Below are 18,106 nucleotides of genomic sequence, written 5' to 3'. Positions count from 1 at the left end.
CCGCCAGCCTGAGAGACGGAAGCCGAATTGCTCGAGCCTCCCTGCGAGACATAGGCCTTGTTGCCGTCTGCGAGCGCGGCCGTCGTCATGACCAGGCCCAGCGCGCTGGCTGTGGCGAGTGCGAGTTTCACTTTCATGCTATGCACCTTCCCTATTGTTGAGAGGGTTTGCCCACCCCCATTTCGCCGCCTCGTATCGGAACGAAGCGGCTCTCCCCTTGGTCAGGACGAACGTTTACGACGCTGCGTCCCGGCCGGTTCTCCGGCGCGCCGATGCGCGACGGCATGCGAAGAAGAAGGGCCGGGCGGATCGCCCCGTCCGGCCCTGGTTGGTTACTGCGAAACGGCGAGGTTGTTGGAGCCGCCGTTCTGCGTGAACGTGCTGTTGTTGCTTGACCCGGTCTGGATGACGGCGACCTGGTTGGCATTGGAAACGCCCGAGCTGCCAACCGTACCGTTGATCGTGTTGCTTCCGCCAAGCTGGGCAAAGGCGAACAGGTTGTTCGATCCGGTGACGTTGTAGGTCACCGTGTTTCCGCTCATGGCCAAGCCTGAATCCTGGAAGATCGTGCCCTGCGTCAAGCTGGCGTGTTGCGTGTCGAGGGCGCCGGCCACTCCGGTAAGCGTGCCAACGCCGTTGCCGCTGCCGGTGAAGTTGGCAGTCGCCGTGTTGGAGTTGCGGTCCTGGTCGACGATGATGTGGTTGTTGCTGCCGGATTGAGTGACGTAAGCGGCATTGAAGCTGCCATCCTGCGTCAGCGTGGCGTAGTTGCCAGCGGAGTTCGCGTCGACACCCTGCTGGATGCTGAAGTTGTTCCAGTCGCCTCTCTGAGTAACCTTGATGCCGTTGCCGTTCGAACCGAGCGTACGAGCAATCGATGCGTTGTGACCGTTGTTACTGCCGTACTGCTGGATATCATGCGGCGGGGCGTAGGTGTTCGTCGCCTGCTTGTTGTTCGATCCCTCAATGCGCGATTCAGTGATGACGTTGTCATTGCCGCTCTGGATGATGCGGGATCCGGCGCTGCGACCGGACGAGAGTTCGCCTGAGCGCGCGGTCCCGTTGTCGCTGCCGACGATGGTGGCCGAGACGACCGAGTTCCTTGCCCCGTTCTGCCTTATCAGCGAGGTGTTGCGATCGCCCTCCTGGAGGACCGTGCCGATGGTCGATGAACGAGAACCATTCTGGTCGAGTTGCAAGGCGTTGTCGTTGCCCTGTTGCTGAACGTTGTTGATGTCATTGTGGTCAGACAGGTTCCAGACCTGGATGTTCAGCCAGTTGCGATGTCCGACCTGCTCGGCCTTGGCAACGTCGTTGTCCTGCCGCAAGCCCTCGTTGCAGCAGCCAGCGTTGGAGAAGACGAAGGCATTATTGTCGCCGGTCTGACTAACCGGGTCGCCGCTGGTGCCAATATCGTTTCCGCCGGGGCCAGTGGCCTGGTGTACGCTGGCAGTATTGTTGGCGCCATTTTGTTCCAAATAGAGCGTATTGCTGCTGCCCGCCCAGGCGGCTCCCATCAGGAGCCCCATGGCCGTCGCGGTTGCAAGTGCAAGTTTCATTTTCCCATCCCCTATGATGTAACAATTGTTTCGAGGCACCCCTCACGCATCCCGCCCTGCGCAAGCGGGATGCGAAAGGGGCCGGGCGGATCGCTCCGCCCGGCCGTCGAGTCCTTACTGAGAGACGCCCAACTGGTTCATGCCGCCGGTCTGGACGAAGCTGGCGACGTTGGCGTTGCCGTTCTGGACGACGGCGGACTGGTTGTTCGACCCGTTGACGGTGCCGGTCAGGGTGTTGCCGTTTCCGGTCTGGTTGAAGGCGAACAAGTTACTGTTGGAATCGGCTGACGAGGTCCCGACATTGATGGTTGCCGTGTTCCCAGCACCCTTCTGGAACAGGTCGCCCGGATTCAGCCCGGCGGCGGCAGTAGCAGCAACGCCGGTGAAGCCTGTTGTGTTGTTGCTATTGCCCCAGATGTTCACGGTGAGATTGTTCGCGTTACCCACCGCGCCACCGAACTGCTGGGCGTTCAGCTTGTTGCTGCTTCCGTCGACATTCAAAGTAGCGATGTTCACGCCGCCCACGCCGATCCCGTTGTAGCCCTGCACAAGGCTGACGTCGTTGGCGCTGCCGGTGACGTTGGCCGTTGCGGTGTTCGTGCCCTCCTGGGATACGCCAACCTTGTTGCCGTCGCTGTCGACACCGAAGACGTTCACCGTCGCGGTGTTGGTGCCGATCTGCCTGACGCCGACGTTGTTGGAGTCGCCTTCCAGGGCTCCCATCGAGACGGTGTTGGTCCCGTCCTGATAGATGCCCAACTGGTTCTTGTCGCCCGAGATTGTTAGGAGGCCAACCTCGTTTCCGACGCCGAACTGGCTGATGCCGAACTCGTTCTCGTCTCCACTAATTGCCAAATCAATCTTGTTGCGGCGAGCGCCGTTACCGTAAGCTCCTTGAACAATCTGCGAAGACTGCGCGCCCGTGGCAGCGGCCGCACCGCCGATGACGAAGAAACCCTTGCCGTTGTTGCTGCCGCTAATGTTGACGTCTATGATATTGGTATCGATATTGTCACCGTATGCTGAGACATATTGTTGAACACGCGCAATTGTATTGCCGGTTCCAGTCTGATTGATCACGGCTTTGTTTCCGGTGGTCTGGCTTCGATACTGGGAAACACTACCAACTCGGTTGCCGTCGCCACCGTTCTCACCGCCCTGGTTGATGGTGAGGCTGTTCGCCCCCACATGAGTTTCAGAGATTTGCGATACGCTTCCAACAGTGTTGTCGTTGGAGGTCTGGTTGATTTCGATATGGTTGCTGGTGTTGTACCAGTTAGCGGTGGCACCGTAGGTGACCCTCTGGGAGAGCCCCGCTCCCTCCAGGCCAATCTTGTTTCGGTGGCCAGACTGCTCGATGGACAGCGTGTTCTTAAGTTGCGTAGATTCGCTTGCTCCGGTCCGGGCTTGTTTCATTGCAGGCCCGTCAAGACCACCCGCCCCGCCGGCTCGGTTATCGCTGCCCGACTGTGTGATGGAGGCCTGGTTGTTCGCACCACTCTGGTCGATGTAGGTCTTGTTGTTGCTCCCCGCTGCGGCTGCTCCCATCAGGAGGCCCATGGCGGTTGCGGTTGCTAGCGCAAGCCGGATCTTCATCGTTACTTTCTCCTCGGCGGGCCTCAGCCCGCGCATCATCGTCCCGGCGCCGGGGCTCCGACGCCAGTTGCTGCTTCAGTCGATGACGGTGTGGAGAAAGCTTTCGCCCCGCCCCCGGAGTGGAAACACCCCCCACGCTTCCGTCGCTTGCCGTCGGCCTTTCTCACGGGCCGCTCGGCTACAGGCGAAACGGATGGCCGGCGGAAAACCGCCGGCCCGCCCCCCGTTCCCAAGGCCCCTCTCGGGCACAGCCTTAGGTTGCCCTGTCGTTTACGTTTTACTTACCTTCCGCATTCTTGCAAAGGCTAATTTTCCGTTAAAGTTAAGACGAGGCGTGAATTCATGGGGCGCAGGCACCGTGCGCCAAGTCGCAAGTGGTTAAAAATTTGTTAATCCATGGTGTCATTAAGGTTAATGCGAGGCGGGCGGTCTGCCGGGGCGTCTGTCATTTCCCTGTCGGGGTGGTCTTGGTCCGATGAGGTCTTGTGCTCTGGCCTCTTGTTGCCGCAAAGCCACAGTGCGGCTGCAATTCTGCCCAGGAATCGGAATGATGCTTTCGTGCGCTTGCCTTTACCTGCGGGGAAAAGTCAGCAAGAAGTTCGGCTGTCGCAGAATCGGTAAGCGACGGCTGATGAATTCATTCATCCTTCGTGCACTTGCCGCGTGCAAAGTCCTGCGGGATCGGCTAGGTGCAAAATGGGGTTTGATCTCGTCGATCATCGATCGACTCGGGGCAGGGGAAGTCGCTATGAAGGTTTCGACACTTGTAAAAGGACTGGCGATCGCGGCTGTTCTGGCCGGATCTCTCTCCCCTTCGCTGGCAGATGATGTGGTCTATTCGCCCATCAATCCCTCCTTCGGCGGCAATGCGCTCAATTCTTCTCACCTTCTCGGCCTCGCCAACGCGCAGCGGACCGCCACGGCGCGGGATCGCAACAAGGGCGGCGGCGGTGGCTCCGACCCCGGCACGGGCGGTGGCGAAAACACGGACGTCGACCTGTTCATCCGGCAGTTGCAGGGGCGGCTGCTCTCGGCGCTGGCCAGCCAGGTGACGGAAGCGATTTTCGGCGAAAATCCGCAGGACAATGGAACGATCGTTTTCGGTGACACCACCGTCTCGTTCGAGCGCACGGCGGATTCGATCATCCTGACGATCACGGATCCGACGGGAACGACGCGTATCGAGGTGCCGCAGCTGGTGACCACGACCAATGCGCAAACACTGATGCAGCCGATGGCGCAGCAGACCGGGTCACTTGGCGGAAGCTCGCTTGGCGCTAGCCGGCTCGATGCGGGCGGCGGCTTGACCGTCAATCTTGGTTCGGGACTGAACTGAGCGATAAGCAGGCTCGGGGCGTAACGGGGGAGCTTGGAATGGGAATGCGCATGGGGCTGCGCGGCAATGTCGCGTTGTCCGTTCTGGTTGCCGGCCTCGGCTTGGCCGGGTGTCAGTCTACGCCGCCGGAGAGCGTGCTTCAGCCGGTGGTCACGCCGGTGACACAGCAGAGCTTTAGCCTGCGGACGCTTCCGCCGCCGCGCGAGCGCGTTCCGGTCGCGGTTTATGATTTTCCCGACCTGACCGGTCAGTACCGGGAACGCGAGAACGTCCAGACACTTTCGCGCGCGGTTACCCAGGGCGGCGCCCCGATGCTGATCAAGGCGCTGCAGGATGCCGGCGAACGGCGCTGGTTCAGCGTCCTGGACAGGGCGCGTCTCGACGACATCCTCAAGGAGAGGCAGATCGTTACCGAGATGCGACGCATCTACCGCAACGAGGAGCGGGTTCCTGCGAGTGTCCTGCCGCCGCTGAGCTATGCCGGCATCATCATGCAGGGCGGCATCACCGGCTACGATACCAATACGAAGACCGGTGGCATTGGCGCTCGTTATCTGGGCATCGGCGCCGATGCCAAATGGGTGCAGGATACTGTCACGGTCACCCTCCGCGCGGTATCGACCAGTACCGGTGAGGTGCTTTCGACAGTGACGGTCCACAAGGCGATCGCGTCTTACGGTATCCAGGGCGGCGCGTTCCGATATGTCGAGCTCGACAGCATTCTTGAGGCGGAAGCAGGCATTACCCAGAACGAGCCCAAACAGATCGCGGTGCAGGAGGCGATCGAGAAGGCGGTTGTGTCGCTGATCATCGAAGGCGCGGAGTTGGGCGTCTGGGCTTTCGTGGACCCCGTCCTGGGGCAGCAGATCATCGCCGACTATCGCCGCGAGAAATACGCTGACGCGCCTGTTCTTGAGGCGCAAGTGCCGCCGCCGCCAGACACGCGCAATGCCGCCAACGTCGTTCCCACCGAGCCCTTCGCGCCTCGCGTGGCACGTACGGTCCGCCGGCCCGCGCCGGCAACAGTGCCCGTCGAGCCGGCACCGCCGCCGCCTCCGCCCGCCCCGGAGGAGGACGAGACGGTCGGATCGCTCCCTCCCGGTACGAATGCTCCGCCGCCCGCGCAGCCCGGCGAAACCATAGGCTCGGCCGAGCCTATGCGCGACGGATCGCCGGCCTCGAAAGCATCGGATAAACCGCAACAGGTCGCTGTCGTAAGCGCGAGACTCTAGTGTCGAACGCTGGCCGGATTTCCGATCCGGCTAGCTGCATCGTCCGATTTACCTTTTCTTAACCTTCCGCTTGCGTTCCGCGGTCGGCCAAATAAGGTGATGCGGTAGGGCGGGGGGATTGATGAGATCGCTGATTGCGGGAAGCGCTGCGCTTCCGCTCGTTTTCGCGGGCGCGCCGGCCTCGGCCCAGGATGCGGGCAATGAGGTCTGGATAGGTCAGACCGGAAACACCAATACGATCGTCATTGTCCAGGAAGGCGAGGGCAATCGGGCCGGCGCCGACAATGTTCGCTTTCTGATGAACCAGGACGGCGACTTCAATGTGCTATCCATCGATCAGTTCGGGTGGAACAATCATGGCGGCCGCACCGAGGTCGGTGAGGACCGACCATCGGGCATCAATCAGGTGGGGGACCGAAACGAGATTCTCGTGGAGCAGATCACTACCGAACCGTCCGGATCCAACGAGATCGGTGCCGTTTATCAGCAAAGCAGCCGCCTCAGCGGCTCGCCGGCCAATCTCGCAAGAATCCGCCAGTCCGAGGATGGCGCTGCGACCTTGGGGGCGGGCCATTTCCTGGGCAGTGTTCGCCAGATAAACGATTCGGAGAACGGAGCCGCCAACGAGGCGACGATCGAGCAGTCCGGTGGGGGCGTGGGGCTGAGCCATTCCATCGCCTCCGTCTCGCAGAGCGGGACAGGCAACACGCTGGACATTTGGCAGACTGACCAGTCGAACGCGATGAAGGCGATCGTCCAGAGAGGGGAGGGCAACTTCCTCCACTCGGAACAGGGGAATGGCCAGGACAATCTCGTCGAGTTCACAGAGCAGTTCGGCGCGCTGAACTCCATGAAAATCCGCCAGTCGGGTTCGCGCAATGTCATCCAGCAGGCGCTGCAGAACAACGAAATCTTGGAGACCGGCACCGGCAACCGCATCGACGTCGCCATGACGGGCGAGGACAATGGCGGGGACGGACGAGGCGGAGTAGGCGAATTCCTGGCCACCGCCACACTTGGTCTTAGCGGCGTTGCGCAGGGCGTGTTCCTGCAGATGGGGGATGACAACGACCTAGCGCTAACGATCGTGCAGGGAGCTTTGAGCAAGTTCGGCTTTACGCAGATCGGCGACGGAAATGGAATTGTTTCCGCCATCAGCGAGGCTTTGGGGCAGGCTGCCTATAGGAACGAGGTCGGCGTCTTCCAGCAGGGAGACGACAACTACATCGCGCATTCGGCGATCGGAAGCGACAACGTGCTCGCCGTCACTCAGGTCGGGGGCAGGAATCTTGCTGACGTTCAGCAAACCGGCCAGTTCCACACGACGATGTTGCGTATCGACGGCTACGACACGAATTCGGCGTCCGCGGGAGGATTCTCAGGTGATGGTCTAACCGGAGCGGCAGGGGCCGGGCTTTCGCCTGGCACGATTGTTCAAAAAGGAACGCTTCATAGCGTTTCCCTGGTTGTGGGCGGGTCGCGCAATCTCTTCGGGGTGAGCCAGACTGGAGACACGCACCGGATCGATTCGACAATGTCTGGATCCAACAACCAGTTCGTCGCCGTACAGACCGGAATCGGAAACACCTCGCTTTCCCAGCAGTACGGCTCCGGCAACGGACTTTTGGTGCGGCAATACTAACGCCTTGACCGAATCGTCCACCGAGCCGCGGGCACGTCCGCCTGCGGAAGAGATCTTTAAACTTCTACTGAATTTCCGGCCGGAACCTTAGTTTGTTCTCGGCATGCTCCCCCGGTCAAACGGGGGTCTGTCATGAAAAACGTCATAGCCGCTTTGGTGCTTTCGGCGGCGATGGGATCGGGAACGGCGCTCGCCAAGAACGAACTCGTCCTGCTCGGGCCGGAGAATCCCTTCAATAAGACGAGCGTGGAGGTGGTTGGCGACGGCAATCGGCTGACCATCCTGCAGGAGCGGAGCGCGCTCGGGTCCAATCTGATCGATGTGCGCATCGAGGGATCGTTGAACGGCGGCCCTTTGGGAGCTTCTTTCACCGGACCTGCTCTGGCGGTGGGACTTCAGCCCGGCTCTCTCATTCAGCAAGGTTCGAACAACGCCATGCGGGTCGGCGTTACCGGAACCGGCAACCTTTTTGCGTTTTCGCAGGTCGGCTCGGGTAACCAACTGACGGCCTCCATCACCGGACAGCAAAATCAGGCGGCAGTGCTTCAGTCGGGCAACAACAATGTCGCAAGCTTTTCACAGAACGGATTTGCCAATAGCGTCAGCATCGTGCAGAAGTCGTTTTGATTTCTGAACGGTCGGGGGACTGGAATGAAGATGCAAATCGGCGCGATCTTGGCCGCGTCCATCGTGGTCTTTTCCACCGAGGCATTTGCCGGGCAGGGAAACATTCTTCGTGTGCTCCAGACGAGCCCAAGCGGTAGCGTCTCCGGCAACTCGCTTTCGGTCGATCAGTCGGAGGCAAATGAAAGCCTCCTTATCGGTCCCAGCGACGCGACGATACAGGCTCTCAGCGGCAAAACCCTGACCATCGACCACCTGGAGCGCGCTACCTTTGATCCCGGCTGGTCGGCGTTGCAGAACGGTGAGAAGAACACAGCCAAAGTCGTCATCGAGGGCAATGGCGGTCAGTTGCAATTGCTGCAGGACAACATGCTGCCGAACAACAGCGAGGCCGTTGGTTCGAAGGGAAATTCGGCGGTCGCGGAACTCGCTGCGGGCGCACTGGGCGGAGTCTTCCAGTTGGGGGACGGCAACACGGCAAAACTCAAAGTTGATCCTCTTGGCAAGGGTCTGATCGCGCAAAATGGCAATGGCAATTTTGCCGATTTGGAGGTGCTTGGCGGGGGCAAGGGGCAGATTGTTCAGAACGGGAACAGGAACAACCAGCCTCTCACCGTCACTTCAAATACGACCGTAATGGTCACGCAGAACGGCAATGGGCTCCAGCCTGTGGGGACCGCAGGGATCCAGGTGTTCTCGACCAATCCCGGCACCATCTCGATCACGCAGACCGGTTTCCGCTGAAAGACACGCGATGTTCGGCAAGCGACGGGCGCCATTCATCTTGGCCGCGGCGGCTATCTCTGTCTGCACCACCGGCACTGCCCTCGCGGAGGACGTAGGGCCGGCATTCGCCGTCATCGACATCCAGCCGGCGGAAGCGGGAATTACGGTGGCCGGCAAAGCCTTTTCATTGCTGCCGATCGAAGTCGAGGCGGAAATGCTGATCGAGCGGAAAGGTAAGTCCGGGACGGTGTCGACCCGTCAGGGCCGTGCGCTCAAGCTGGAGCCCGGCACGACGGAGAACATAGCGCAGACCGGCGTGAACTTCGGTGCCGACGATACGATAGCCGTCACCGTGCTTTTGAAGCAGGCGGGCGTAGTCGTCGCCGAAAGCACGGCCACCGCAGGACGCTAGCCCACTGGGGCGGGTGCGTGGGGAAAGGGGAGCATCCAATGAGGCTTGGGCTCGCTGCGATTGGAGCAGCAACAATCATGTTGTGCGGCGGTGGGTCATCCGCCTTTGCACAGACCGAAGCGGATTTCGTGAAGGCGTTTGCCGGGCCTTGGCATATCGTCGACAGCCGGTACGCGGCAGGCTCGGAACGTTGCCGCGTCACGCTTTCGAACGAGCGATCGGAGACCCGATTCGGTGTGACGTCGTCCGGCTGTGCTGCCGAGGCGGGGCTTGCCACATCCTGGAGCCTTGCCGATGGACAGATGAGTCTGCACGATTCCTCCGGCACGGCGATCGCCAGGCTTGGCGGCAACCAGCGCCGCATGAGCGGAAACACCGCTTCCGGCGCTCCGCTGATCCTCGAGCGGGATGGAGTCCCCGGCCTTGCCGAGGTGCTTGAGGCCGCCCGCAAGCAGTCCGGCTGCTTCTACGCCGGTTTCAGCAACAAGTGCGCTCCCAATTCGGAGTTGCAGAAACCGGCGGAAGAGCGGCCGCGCATCAGCGTGCTGGTCAATCTCAACGCCCGCGGCGAAGCCCGGGATGACGCCCCGACGATCGGGGTGGTGCCCAAAGACACCTGCATCCAAACCGACCTCTGCGTGAACGCGAGCGACGGAGCCTGGTGCCGCGCGGATTTCGACGGAAAGTCCGGCTGGCTGCGCAAGTTCGCATTGCGGCAGAACCGCTGGCCGGTGGTCACCTTCTTCAACAGTTGCCCCTCGCAATGAGCTGGCGAGGCGGCCGAGGGCCCTTCGGAGCCTCCTCGAGCGGCGTGTGAGCGCATGCGTCCCGCCGGAGTGGCTTGGCTCTGGCGCACGGGCGTTACGGCCGCACTCTCTCGCGCAGCTCAGCAGCAGAAAATCCGCGTTTGGAAGCCCGGCAGGGGTGCATCTCGACGGTGTTCGAGTGCTATCGGCGCTCGAAGCGGGGTTGGTGCTGCCGCAAGCGCGACGACGGTGCCGGGCCTCTCCGTTGGTCGTTGAAGTAGATGTGAGCGATCACTCAATAGACGCGCTCGCCCTTGGGCGTGGTCCGAAGGGGCAAAGAATAGCGTTTTGTCGAACATCCGGCGGGAGCCTATCCTATCGACCAACTAAAGGAAACGCGTCTTCAATTCGTGTCAATTGGGCGCCTGAGTAGCGTCAAGAAATTTTGCAGTAGCTCTCATTGTTGTGAGTATAAGAACGACTGAATATCTCGTATTGATTGTTGAGGAACGATCCGGCCTCATGTGTAATCGGCAGCGACTATCTCGTGCCGATCGGTTGCAATTTTTTTGCAAGTTGGTCCCGGCAGTTACTCACGACATATGTCAGCGTTTGTATATCGTCCGGCAAGCAACATTAAATTGTGCCTGCGATATGAAGTTTGTTGAAGGTTGAAGAATTAGAATTTGTGTCACTTTTTTGCCGGAAGACCCATATTGTGTATTTGCAACCATCGAACAGATGTGGTTTGCTTCCAATGAAGATACATCGCAGGTGGTAATGTCGCAATTGATATATCACTGCTCAATGTATCCGAGTTCAGTTTGTATCGCGAATACAGAGCATGTCTACGAGGACGAAGTAGAGTCGGCAGTTGTGAATTTCTCCGCGTGAGAGGGGATGTCATGGACACTCAGTGCAGCCAGGGGTACGCACTTCTGCTGGATTCCCTGGAGCTAAGGCGAGAGGGTATAAAGTCTCTTATTTCCATGTGGTCGAAATCGCTTTCGCTGGAGCCCATCGCAGTGGCGCCGGACGGCCTCGAGACGATCGACTGTACTGGCGACATACGCCTGATCCTTGTAAACCTTGGTGGTTCACCGATCGATAATCAACGCGTGCAGGATCTGCTTGCCAGGGTCAAGGAAATGTTCCATGGCGTTCCATGCGCCATTCTTTCGGACAGGCGCGAGCCCGAAGACGCGATTTCGGCCGCGGACCTCGGCGTGCAGGCGTTTCTGACGACGGACATGCAGCCAGATCTGGCCCGGCAGGCACTTGCTTTCGTCGTGGGGGGCGGAACCTATTTCCCGCGCGAAGCTCTCCTGGCCTCTGGCCATTCGGCATCTCATTCGTCCAACGCTGATGCGAGGTCCGATCTGTCCTATGGCGGCCTCACGCCCCGCCAGCACGAAGTCCTCGATCGGCTTCGCTTTGGAAAATCGAACAAGCAGATCGCGCGCGAACTCAACATGCAGGAGGCGACCGTCAAGGTTCACGTGCGCCAGATCATGCGCAAGCTCGGCGCTGCCAACCGTACGCAAGCCGCATTGCTTGCGCAGCCGCTGCAGCGTTCAACCACCGCGACCATGTCGCTCGGTGCAGCACACTGACCAGACTGCGTTAGTACCTTGATGAGTGAAGAACGTCTCGCTTGGACTGCCTGCCAGCGGGACGAGCGTGGTTGCCGTGCTTGATCATTTCGAGCATGCCCGCCTGACGAGGGGCTCCCGGCGCTCTCTCTTCGCGTCGTGCCAGGTGTCGGACTTGAGCTAGCTTGGCTCGCAAAAACTTCCTGGGAACGCGAAGGGATGAGCGGCACGCAACCACCGAGAGTAGGGTGGTGCCATTAAATCCTCACCTGCGCTGGCCTAAGCCTCAAGTCTTACTAAGGTGCGTGGTCTACGATCAACGAGCTTTTCATCCTCATCCGTATGCATGAGATTTGGTCCTACGATTCCCATGATAAAGGATTCGACGCGGGGCCTTCGCAAGGGGGACCGCCGGCCGGTGTCGCTCCCCCCGCCCCCCATGCGACGCCGGCTGTTCCCCCTGATCAATCCGCGCCACGCATTCCGTTTAGCGGCGGACAGTATCGTTTAGCCGCGTCCGCTCGCGACCGGTGAAGTGCCCCCGCTCGCCAGGCGCGAATGTACCCTGGTAGGCCTGCGCGATGCATTATCGCATGTCCCTCAATAGCCGCGGGCGGGATCCACCACGTTCTCGAGCGGTTCGCCGTTCAGGTAGCGGGTTAGGTTGCAGGCGAACATCCGGACGGACTTGACGTCCCAGCCGTCGTAGACCGCCGCACAATGCGGCGTGACGATCACATTGTCGTATCCCCAAAGCGGGTGATCGCCCGGCAGCGGTTCGGTGGCAAAGACGTCGAGCGCCGCGCCGCGCAGGCGGCCTGAGTCCAGCGCTGACAAGAGAGCGCTCTCCTCGACGATGCCGCCGCGCGAGATGTCGACGAGAACGGCGGAGGGCTTCATCGCCGCGAATGCCGAGGCGTCCAGCATGCCGCGGGTGTAGGGCAGGAGCGGCAGGCAGCAGACCACGTAGTCCGCAAGCCCGAAGAGATCGTAAAGGGCGTCCGGCCCATGCACCTCGTCCATGTACTGCATCTGTTTCGGACGGGCGCGGATGCCGAGCGTCACCATGCCCATCGCCTGCGCGCGCCTCGCCACCGCTTCTCCGGTCTTGCCCAGTCCGATGATCAGCAGGGTCTTGCCCTCGATCGGCTCGATGCGGCCCGCCGTCCAACTGCGCGCCCGCTGCCGGCGTTCGAAGCCGCGCAGGTCGAGCGAGAAGGAGAGCATGGCTCCCAGCGCATACTCAGCCAGCATGTCTGCCGCGACGCCGGCCGCATTGGTCACGGTCAGCCGCGCCGGATCCCAGCAGCCCAAATGATCGGTGCCGGAGCCGCCTACCGAAACCCATTTGACCTTGTCGCTCTCGACGAGAGCCTGCCTCGGGAAGCGGGGCGTTCCGTCGAAGCGGACCGTATAGACGACCTCTGCACCCGTGCGCTCGATCGTCCCGGGCAGGTCGGCATAGGTGTCGCATGTGTGCACGGCGAGTTGCGGATGCGTCTCGCGTAACACGCCAAGTGCGGGCGCCGGCTTGTCGGTGTGCAGGATGACGGTCGGGGAGGGCGGCATGTCACGCCGGAAAGCGTAGGTGGCCAGCGAGCGGCCCGAGCGCTTCCAGCAGGGCTCGCCCGGCGTCCTCGGCGGCGTTCTCGTGTGGCGCGCGAAGGTTGAGCCAGCGCCTGTCGCCCGAGCGGACCGCAAGTGCCGCCTTCATCGACGGGATCAGGCCGGCATCCTGTACCGCCTTGCGGAAGGTTTTTACGCCCGGTTCGAGTTCGGAGGTGTCTTGTCCGGCGCGGATGGCGTCATAGAGGGCGCGGATCGCGGCCGCATTGAGATTGACGCTGGCGGAAATGCATCCGGCAGCGCCGTTGGCGAGGCCGAGGCTAAGCTGGGCTTCGGAACTGGGGAACACCGCGACCTTCGGTGCGGCGGCAATCACCGCCGCAGTATTGTCCCAACTGCCGGCGCTGTCCTTGTAGGCTACGACGGTGCCTGGAAACGCCTCGCTGAGGCGGGCCGTGAGGGCAGGGCTCACCGGCACGCCGGAGTTCTGCGGGATGTTGTAGAGGATGACCTTCAGCGCCGGGTCGGCGACGCGCTCGATCAGTTCGCTGTAGTAGCGCGCCTGCCCGGCATCCCCGACCGCGGTGTAGAAGAAGGAGGGCAGCACCATCACTGCGGCGCAGCCGAGTTCCACGGCATGCGCCGAGAGTTCCACCGTCTCGGGCAGGGCGGTCAGGCCGGTTCCCGGCATCAGGCGCTCCGACGCGATGCCCGCCTCCACTAGCCATTCGAGCGCCTGCCTGCGCTCGCTGAGCGAGACCGACAGCGCCTCCCCGGTCGTGCCGAACGGCGAGAGATAGTGCGCGCCCTGGTCGAGCACCCATCTTGCATGCGAGACCCACAGGTCGCGCGCGATACGGCCGTCATCCTCGAATGGCGTAAGGATGGGTGCGACGATGCCTTGCGGTCGGGTCATGGTTCTTTCCTCCGCAGCCCGAATAGCACGGTTTGCAGCGTGCGAACCCCTGTTCGCGCGACTTGTTCGACCCGGAAAGTGACGCCTCTGTTGTTTGGCCGTATCGGCAAGCTTCCGATCTGCGCAGTGCAAATGGTCCGCGCACCAGGAAAATTCATGCGGCTACAGAGACCACATACGCTTGGCGTTTAGCGACAGCAGCTTCGCCTTCTCGTCCACACTCGTGCCGGAAAGCAGCGCGTGTGTGGCGGCGATCCAGGTCGACAGCCCGCCGCCGAGCGTGCACACCGGCCAGTCGCTGCCCCACACCACCCGATCCCAGCCGAATGAGCGGATCGTATGCTCCACGTAGGGGCGCAGCGCGTCCACGGTCCATCTGTCCGGATCGGCATAAGCGACCACGCCGGAGATTTTTGCGGCAACGTTTGGCCGCTTGGCGATCTCGGTCAAGTGCTCGCGCCAGGGATGCTCCGCATTGCCCTTGATGTCCGGCGTGCCGCAATGGTCGAGCACGAACTGCACGCCGGGTGCGAGGTCCGCGAGCGCGATCGCCTTCGGGATCTGACGCGGCAGGACGCAAAGGTCGAAGGTGAGGCCGGTGCCGTTGACGCGGCGGATGTTCTCGCGGAAGAGCGCGTCTTCGGAGACGTCGTCGGGCACGACATGCAGCACCCGGCGAAATCCTTTCACGAAGGGGTTCGCGCGCTGCCGCTCCAGGAAGGCCGGAAAGTCGGAATCCTCCGGGCGGCATGCAGCGATCTTGCCCCGGAGCAGGCTTCCCGGCTCAGCCGATTTCCGTTCGACATAGGCGATCTCGGGTTCGATATCGGCCGGATCGACATCCACCTCCATATGCAGCGTGTCGGAGATGCCGCCGCGCCGCGCCTCGCGTGCGTATTCCTCGTAGGAGAAGGTGCGGTTGAGGGCCGGCACTCCCTCCAGCCAGGGATAGCGCAGCGCCTCCTTGTCGATGATGTGCAGATGCGTGTCGACGATCATGGATCCTCCCTTGGCGTTCTCTCGAAGAGGCTGCAGTCATAACCGAAGTTCCGGCTCAATGGTGAGCGGCGCGCGTACCGCCCCGACTTCACTTATGGATGCATTGACGTTGCGTCACAGCAGGCGTAGCGTCGGTGTGCTGGTATAACAGGTATGCCAATTGCTCGGGATTCAGATCAAGCAGCGGAAACTCTCCGACGAGGTGGCACAGCACCTCGAGCGGATGATCCGCGAAGGCGAACTGGCGGAGGCCGAGAGGCTTCCCTCTGAGCGCGAACTGATGCGGCAGTTCGGGGTCGGGCGGCCTTCGATCCGCGAAGCGCTGCTGCATCTCAGCAAGATGGGTTTGGTCGAGGTCAGGTCGGGAGAGCGGGCTCGCGTAACCCGTCCTACGCCGCAGTTCGTCATCGATGCGCTGGCCGGACCGGCGCGGCACATGATCTCAGCGCCAGGCGGCGTCCAGAATTTCCAGAGCGCGCGCCTGTTCTTCGAGGTCGGGCTGGCGCGCAATGCGGCCAAGAACGCGACCGAGGAGGATGTTGCAGCCCTCAGGGAGGCGCTGGAGATCAATCGGCAGTCGATCGGAGACCTGAAGCGCTTCGAAAAGACGGACGTGGATTTCCACTACGTGCTGGCGGTCATCACCCGAAACCCGATTTTCATGGCAATCCATGCCGCGCTCGCCGAGTGGCTGCTGGAGCAGCGCCGCACCACGCTCGCCAAGGGCGAGGATCAGAAGGCCTACGAGGCGCATCGAGAGATCTACGAAGCGGTTGCCGCGCGCAATCCGGATGCCGCGGAAGACGCGATGCGCAGGCATCTCGAATACGTGTCGCGGCGCTACCTGGAGATGGCGAGGGCGAAAAAATGAGCGGCTTCGTCGTCCTGGTGGATTTCCGGCTCAAGCCCGGCACGCGCGAGCGCTTTCGTCGGCTGATCGATGCCAATGCGATCGCATCGGTCCGGAATGAGGCCGGGTGCCGCCGCTTCGACGTGACGGAGGTGCGGGGCGAGCCCGATCGGATCGTGCTCTACGAGATCTACGACAGCGAGGCGGATTTTTTCAAGCACCGGCGGACCGCCCACTTCCAGGCGTTCGATGCGGAAAGTGCGGCGCTGGTCGAGGCGAAGCACGTGACCCTCTGCAATCTTGTGCTCGAGGGAGGTGCGTTGGTCCGTACGTAGCGGAATGAGCCCCGCCGGGGCGACAGGGAGGAGCAAATGTCGGAACCGGGCCTGAAGGAAATGGCCGCCACAAAGACGGCCAAGTTCGGGCACTTCATCGTGGAGTTCGCCACGCCTGGCATAGGGCACATCCTGAAGTCGGCGGGTTGCGACTTCGTCCTGTTCGATCTGGAGCATTCCGGATTCAGCTTCGAGACGGTCAAGAGCGCGATCCGCTACTTCGAGGCGGCGCGGCTGCCGGCGATCGTGCGCGTGCCCTCCAGGGAATACCACCACATCGCCCGCGCCATGGACATGGGCGCGGAGGGGCTGATGCTGCCGATGGTTGGCAATGTCGAGGAAGTCCGGCACATCGTGAACTCGATGAAGTACCATCCGCTCGGCAAGCGTGGGGTGGCGCTTCAGGTCGCGCACGACAATTACCGGGGTGGTTCGGTGGCCGACAAGTTCGTCGCCGCCAATAAGCGAACGACGCTGTTCTGCCAGATCGAGACGTCGGAGGGCGTGGAGAATGCCGAGGCCCTCGCGGCGATCGACGGGGTCGACTGCCTGTGGGTCGGCCATTTCGATCTCTCGGTGTCGCTAGGCATTCCCGGCGAGTTCGATCACCCGACCTTCAAGGCGGCGATCGACAAGACCATCGCGGCGGCGAAGAAGCACAACAAGGCGCTCGGGCGGCTCGTGCCGAACGTTCAGACCGGCATCGACATCTACGGCCAGGGCTTCGACTTCGTCTGTTACTCGGGCGACGTCTGGGTGCTGCACAACGCGCTCGCCGAGGCGATCGGCAAGTTGCGCGAGGCTTGCAGGTAGGAGGGAGGGGAGGATGGCCGGCGACAAGTTCAGGGTGGCGCTGTCGGGCGACTTCCGCAAGCCGGACGGTTCGCCCACCTATCCCGATTTCGACCTCGCGCCGCTCTACTCGGCGCCGGATGTCGAGGTCGAGTTCCTGGAGAGCAGAAATCCGCTTCAGGCCGAGCAGTTGGAAAATTTCGATGCGCTGATCCTGCTCACCCATCGCTTCACCTCCGAGAGCGTTCCCAGGAGCGGCAGGCTCTCGGTCGTCGCCCGGTTCGGCGTGGGTTACGACACGGTCGACGTTTCCGCCTGCACCAAGGCCGGCATCGCCCTGGTGATCACGCCGGACGGCGTCCGCCGCCCCGTCGCGGTGTCGGTGATCACCCTGATGCTCGCCCTCACGGGGAAGCTGTTGGTGAAGGACCGGCTCACCCGGTTGGGCCAAAAAGGCTTCAACCAGCGCTCGGAGCACATGGGCGTGGGGCTCGTCGGCCGCACGCTGGGGTCACTCGGCATCGGCAACATCGGCGCCGAGGTGTTCCGGATGGCGAAGCCGTTCGACGTGAAGTTCATTGCCCACGATCCCTTCGCCGACAGGAAAGTGGCGGCGGAGCTCGGCATCGAGTTGGTAAGCATCGAGGAACTCTTCAGCCGCGCGGATGTGCTCTCGGTCAGTTGCCCCCTGAACGAGGAGACCCGGCATATCGTCAACGCCGAGCGGATCGCGCTGATGAAGCCCACCGCCTATCTCATCAACACGGCGCGAGGGCCCATCGTCGACCAGAAGGCGTTGACCAAAGCCCTGCAGGAGCGCCGCATCGCCGGCGCCGGCCTCGACGTGCTCGAGCAGGAGCCACCGGACCCCGGCGACCCGATCCTGAGGCTCGACAATGTCATCCTTGCGCCGCATGCGCTCTGCTGGACGGACCAGTGCTTCGCCGGCAACGGCGCGGCGGACGTCAAGGCGGTGCTCGATGTCCAGCACGGGCGCGAGCCGCGGGGCGTGGTGAACAGGGAGGTGCTTGCGACGGACACATGGAAGCGGCGGCTGGCGGATTATGCGAGCCGCTTCGGGAGTTGAGGAGGCTCCCAAGAACTGAGGCGCTAGCCTACGTGGCTAAGTCTTGAACATACCGGGCCGCTGCGCCCCGCGACTTGGAGGTGGTTGGAAGCCGTC

17 protein-coding genes and 1 pseudogene are annotated in these 18,106 nt (G+C 62.1%); 12 read left to right on the top strand and 6 right to left on the bottom strand.

Annotated features, from left to right (window positions below):
* Positions 1-8: 8 nt before the first annotated feature.
* From HUI96_RS30310 to HUI96_RS23010, 3 genes and pseudogenes are all read right to left on the bottom strand, one after another.
* Positions 9-89 (bottom strand): annotated as a pseudogene (locus HUI96_RS30310) (hypothetical protein); the annotation flags it as partial.
* A 243-nt stretch (positions 90-332) separates the two neighbouring features.
* Entirely contained in the window at positions 333-1,559 is a 1,227-nt protein-coding gene (locus tag HUI96_RS23015; protein WP_188257052.1) for a curlin repeat-containing protein, read from the bottom strand.
* A gap of 114 nt (positions 1,560-1,673) precedes the next feature.
* Positions 1,674-3,155, bottom strand: a complete 1,482-nt coding sequence (locus tag HUI96_RS23010; RefSeq protein WP_188257051.1) for a hypothetical protein — start codon at positions 3,153-3,155, stop codon at positions 1,674-1,676.
* Between the two features lie 748 nt (positions 3,156-3,903).
* Between HUI96_RS23010 and HUI96_RS23005 the strand changes: the two genes are divergently transcribed.
* The 8 genes from HUI96_RS23005 to HUI96_RS22970 all read left to right on the top strand — a co-directional run bounded on the left by HUI96_RS23005 (position 3,904) and on the right by HUI96_RS22970 (position 11,486).
* A complete protein-coding gene (locus HUI96_RS23005) occupies positions 3,904-4,491 on the top strand; it encodes a curli assembly protein CsgF (RefSeq protein WP_188257050.1) in 588 nt (195 codons plus the stop codon).
* A gap of 38 nt (positions 4,492-4,529) precedes the next feature.
* The gene (locus HUI96_RS23000; protein WP_210320289.1) at positions 4,530-5,723 is read left to right on the top strand and encodes a CsgG/HfaB family protein; all 1,194 of its coding nucleotides are present in this window, start codon (positions 4,530-4,532) and stop codon (positions 5,721-5,723) included.
* A 121-nt stretch (positions 5,724-5,844) separates the two neighbouring features.
* Positions 5,845-7,365 carry a hypothetical protein gene (locus tag HUI96_RS22995; protein WP_188257049.1) on the top strand — a complete coding sequence of 507 codons (1,521 nt, stop codon included), beginning with the start codon at positions 5,845-5,847 and terminating at the stop codon, positions 7,363-7,365.
* Between the two features lie 132 nt (positions 7,366-7,497).
* Positions 7,498-7,992, top strand: coding sequence for a hypothetical protein (locus HUI96_RS22990; RefSeq protein ID WP_188257048.1), 495 nt, complete (start codon positions 7,498-7,500; stop codon positions 7,990-7,992).
* Positions 7,993-8,016: 24 nt separating this feature from the next.
* The gene (locus HUI96_RS22985) at positions 8,017-8,733 is read left to right on the top strand and encodes a hypothetical protein (RefSeq protein ID WP_188257047.1); all 717 of its coding nucleotides are present in this window, start codon (positions 8,017-8,019) and stop codon (positions 8,731-8,733) included.
* Positions 8,734-8,743: 10 nt separating this feature from the next.
* Complete coding sequence (csgH, locus tag HUI96_RS22980) at positions 8,744-9,127, top strand: curli-like amyloid fiber formation chaperone CsgH (protein ID WP_188257046.1); 384 nt, start codon at positions 8,744-8,746, stop codon at positions 9,125-9,127.
* 38 nt (positions 9,128-9,165) lie between these two features.
* Complete coding sequence (locus tag HUI96_RS22975; RefSeq protein WP_188257045.1) at positions 9,166-9,894, top strand: AprI/Inh family metalloprotease inhibitor; 729 nt, start codon at positions 9,166-9,168, stop codon at positions 9,892-9,894.
* A gap of 884 nt (positions 9,895-10,778) precedes the next feature.
* The gene (locus HUI96_RS22970) at positions 10,779-11,486 is read left to right on the top strand and encodes a LuxR C-terminal-related transcriptional regulator (protein ID WP_188257044.1); all 708 of its coding nucleotides are present in this window, start codon (positions 10,779-10,781) and stop codon (positions 11,484-11,486) included.
* A 579-nt stretch (positions 11,487-12,065) separates the two neighbouring features.
* Here the strand turns inward: HUI96_RS22970 and HUI96_RS22965 are convergent.
* The 3 genes from HUI96_RS22965 to HUI96_RS22955 form a co-directional block, all read right to left on the bottom strand.
* Positions 12,066-13,034 (bottom strand): D-2-hydroxyacid dehydrogenase, encoded by a 969-nt coding sequence (locus HUI96_RS22965; protein ID WP_188257043.1) that lies wholly within the window; start codon positions 13,032-13,034, stop codon positions 12,066-12,068.
* A gap of 1 nt (position 13,035) precedes the next feature.
* A complete protein-coding gene (locus HUI96_RS22960; RefSeq protein WP_188257042.1) occupies positions 13,036-13,947 on the bottom strand; it encodes a dihydrodipicolinate synthase family protein in 912 nt (303 codons plus the stop codon).
* A 162-nt stretch (positions 13,948-14,109) separates the two neighbouring features.
* On the bottom strand, positions 14,110-14,946 hold the full coding sequence (locus HUI96_RS22955; RefSeq protein WP_188257041.1) for an amidohydrolase family protein: 837 nt from the start codon (positions 14,944-14,946) through the stop codon (positions 14,110-14,112).
* A gap of 160 nt (positions 14,947-15,106) precedes the next feature.
* Between HUI96_RS22955 and nanR the strand changes: the two genes are divergently transcribed.
* The 4 genes from nanR to HUI96_RS22935 are packed head-to-tail and all read left to right on the top strand — an operon-like array spanning position 15,107 to position 18,010.
* Complete coding sequence (nanR, locus tag HUI96_RS22950) at positions 15,107-15,817, top strand: transcriptional regulator NanR (protein ID WP_188257040.1); 711 nt, start codon at positions 15,107-15,109, stop codon at positions 15,815-15,817.
* A complete protein-coding gene (locus HUI96_RS22945; RefSeq protein WP_188257039.1) occupies positions 15,814-16,131 on the top strand; it encodes a putative quinol monooxygenase in 318 nt (105 codons plus the stop codon). The genes nanR and HUI96_RS22945 overlap by 4 nt, the downstream gene beginning before the upstream one ends.
* A gap of 36 nt (positions 16,132-16,167) precedes the next feature.
* Positions 16,168-16,944 carry an HpcH/HpaI aldolase family protein gene (locus HUI96_RS22940; RefSeq protein ID WP_188257038.1) on the top strand — a complete coding sequence of 259 codons (777 nt, stop codon included), beginning with the start codon at positions 16,168-16,170 and terminating at the stop codon, positions 16,942-16,944.
* Positions 16,945-16,957: 13 nt separating this feature from the next.
* Positions 16,958-18,010 carry an NAD(P)-dependent oxidoreductase gene (locus HUI96_RS22935; protein WP_188257037.1) on the top strand — a complete coding sequence of 351 codons (1,053 nt, stop codon included), beginning with the start codon at positions 16,958-16,960 and terminating at the stop codon, positions 18,008-18,010.
* Positions 18,011-18,106 lie beyond the last annotated feature (96 nt).

Source organism: Pseudaminobacter soli (ex Zhang et al. 2022), from assembly GCF_014595955.1.
Taxonomy (GTDB): domain Bacteria; phylum Pseudomonadota; class Alphaproteobacteria; order Rhizobiales; family Rhizobiaceae; genus Kumtagia; species Kumtagia pseudosoli.
Note: the sequence above shows the minus strand (reverse complement) of the source record. Positions and strands in the feature narration are given on the sequence as shown.

Excerpts from the sequence above, each read along its gene's own strand:
- HUI96_RS22965 (WP_188257043.1), bottom strand. The coding sequence starts at position 13,034 with ATGCCGCCCTCCCCGACCGTCATCCTGCACACCGACAAGCCGGCGCCC.
- HUI96_RS23015 (WP_188257052.1), bottom strand. The coding sequence starts at position 1,559 with ATGAAACTTGCACTTGCAACCGCGACGGCCATGGGGCTCCTGATGGGA.
- HUI96_RS22960 (WP_188257042.1), bottom strand. The coding sequence starts at position 13,947 with ATGACCCGACCGCAAGGCATCGTCGCACCCATCCTTACGCCATTCGAG.
- HUI96_RS22975 (WP_188257045.1), top strand. The coding sequence starts at position 9,166 with ATGAGGCTTGGGCTCGCTGCGATTGGAGCAGCAACAATCATGTTGTGC.
- HUI96_RS22945 (WP_188257039.1), top strand. The coding sequence starts at position 15,814 with ATGAGCGGCTTCGTCGTCCTGGTGGATTTCCGGCTCAAGCCCGGCACG.
- HUI96_RS22955 (WP_188257041.1), bottom strand. The coding sequence starts at position 14,946 with ATGATCGTCGACACGCATCTGCACATCATCGACAAGGAGGCGCTGCGC.
- HUI96_RS23005 (WP_188257050.1), top strand. The coding sequence starts at position 3,904 with ATGAAGGTTTCGACACTTGTAAAAGGACTGGCGATCGCGGCTGTTCTG.
- HUI96_RS23000 (WP_210320289.1), top strand. The coding sequence starts at position 4,530 with ATGGGAATGCGCATGGGGCTGCGCGGCAATGTCGCGTTGTCCGTTCTG.
- HUI96_RS22990 (WP_188257048.1), top strand. The coding sequence starts at position 7,498 with ATGAAAAACGTCATAGCCGCTTTGGTGCTTTCGGCGGCGATGGGATCG.
- HUI96_RS22995 (WP_188257049.1), top strand. The coding sequence starts at position 5,845 with ATGAGATCGCTGATTGCGGGAAGCGCTGCGCTTCCGCTCGTTTTCGCG.
- HUI96_RS22935 (WP_188257037.1), top strand. The coding sequence starts at position 16,958 with ATGGCCGGCGACAAGTTCAGGGTGGCGCTGTCGGGCGACTTCCGCAAG.
- csgH (WP_188257046.1), top strand. The coding sequence starts at position 8,744 with ATGTTCGGCAAGCGACGGGCGCCATTCATCTTGGCCGCGGCGGCTATC.
- HUI96_RS22985 (WP_188257047.1), top strand. The coding sequence starts at position 8,017 with ATGAAGATGCAAATCGGCGCGATCTTGGCCGCGTCCATCGTGGTCTTT.
- HUI96_RS23010 (WP_188257051.1), bottom strand. The coding sequence starts at position 3,155 with ATGAAGATCCGGCTTGCGCTAGCAACCGCAACCGCCATGGGCCTCCTG.
- HUI96_RS22940 (WP_188257038.1), top strand. The coding sequence starts at position 16,168 with ATGTCGGAACCGGGCCTGAAGGAAATGGCCGCCACAAAGACGGCCAAG.
- HUI96_RS22970 (WP_188257044.1), top strand. The coding sequence starts at position 10,779 with ATGGACACTCAGTGCAGCCAGGGGTACGCACTTCTGCTGGATTCCCTG.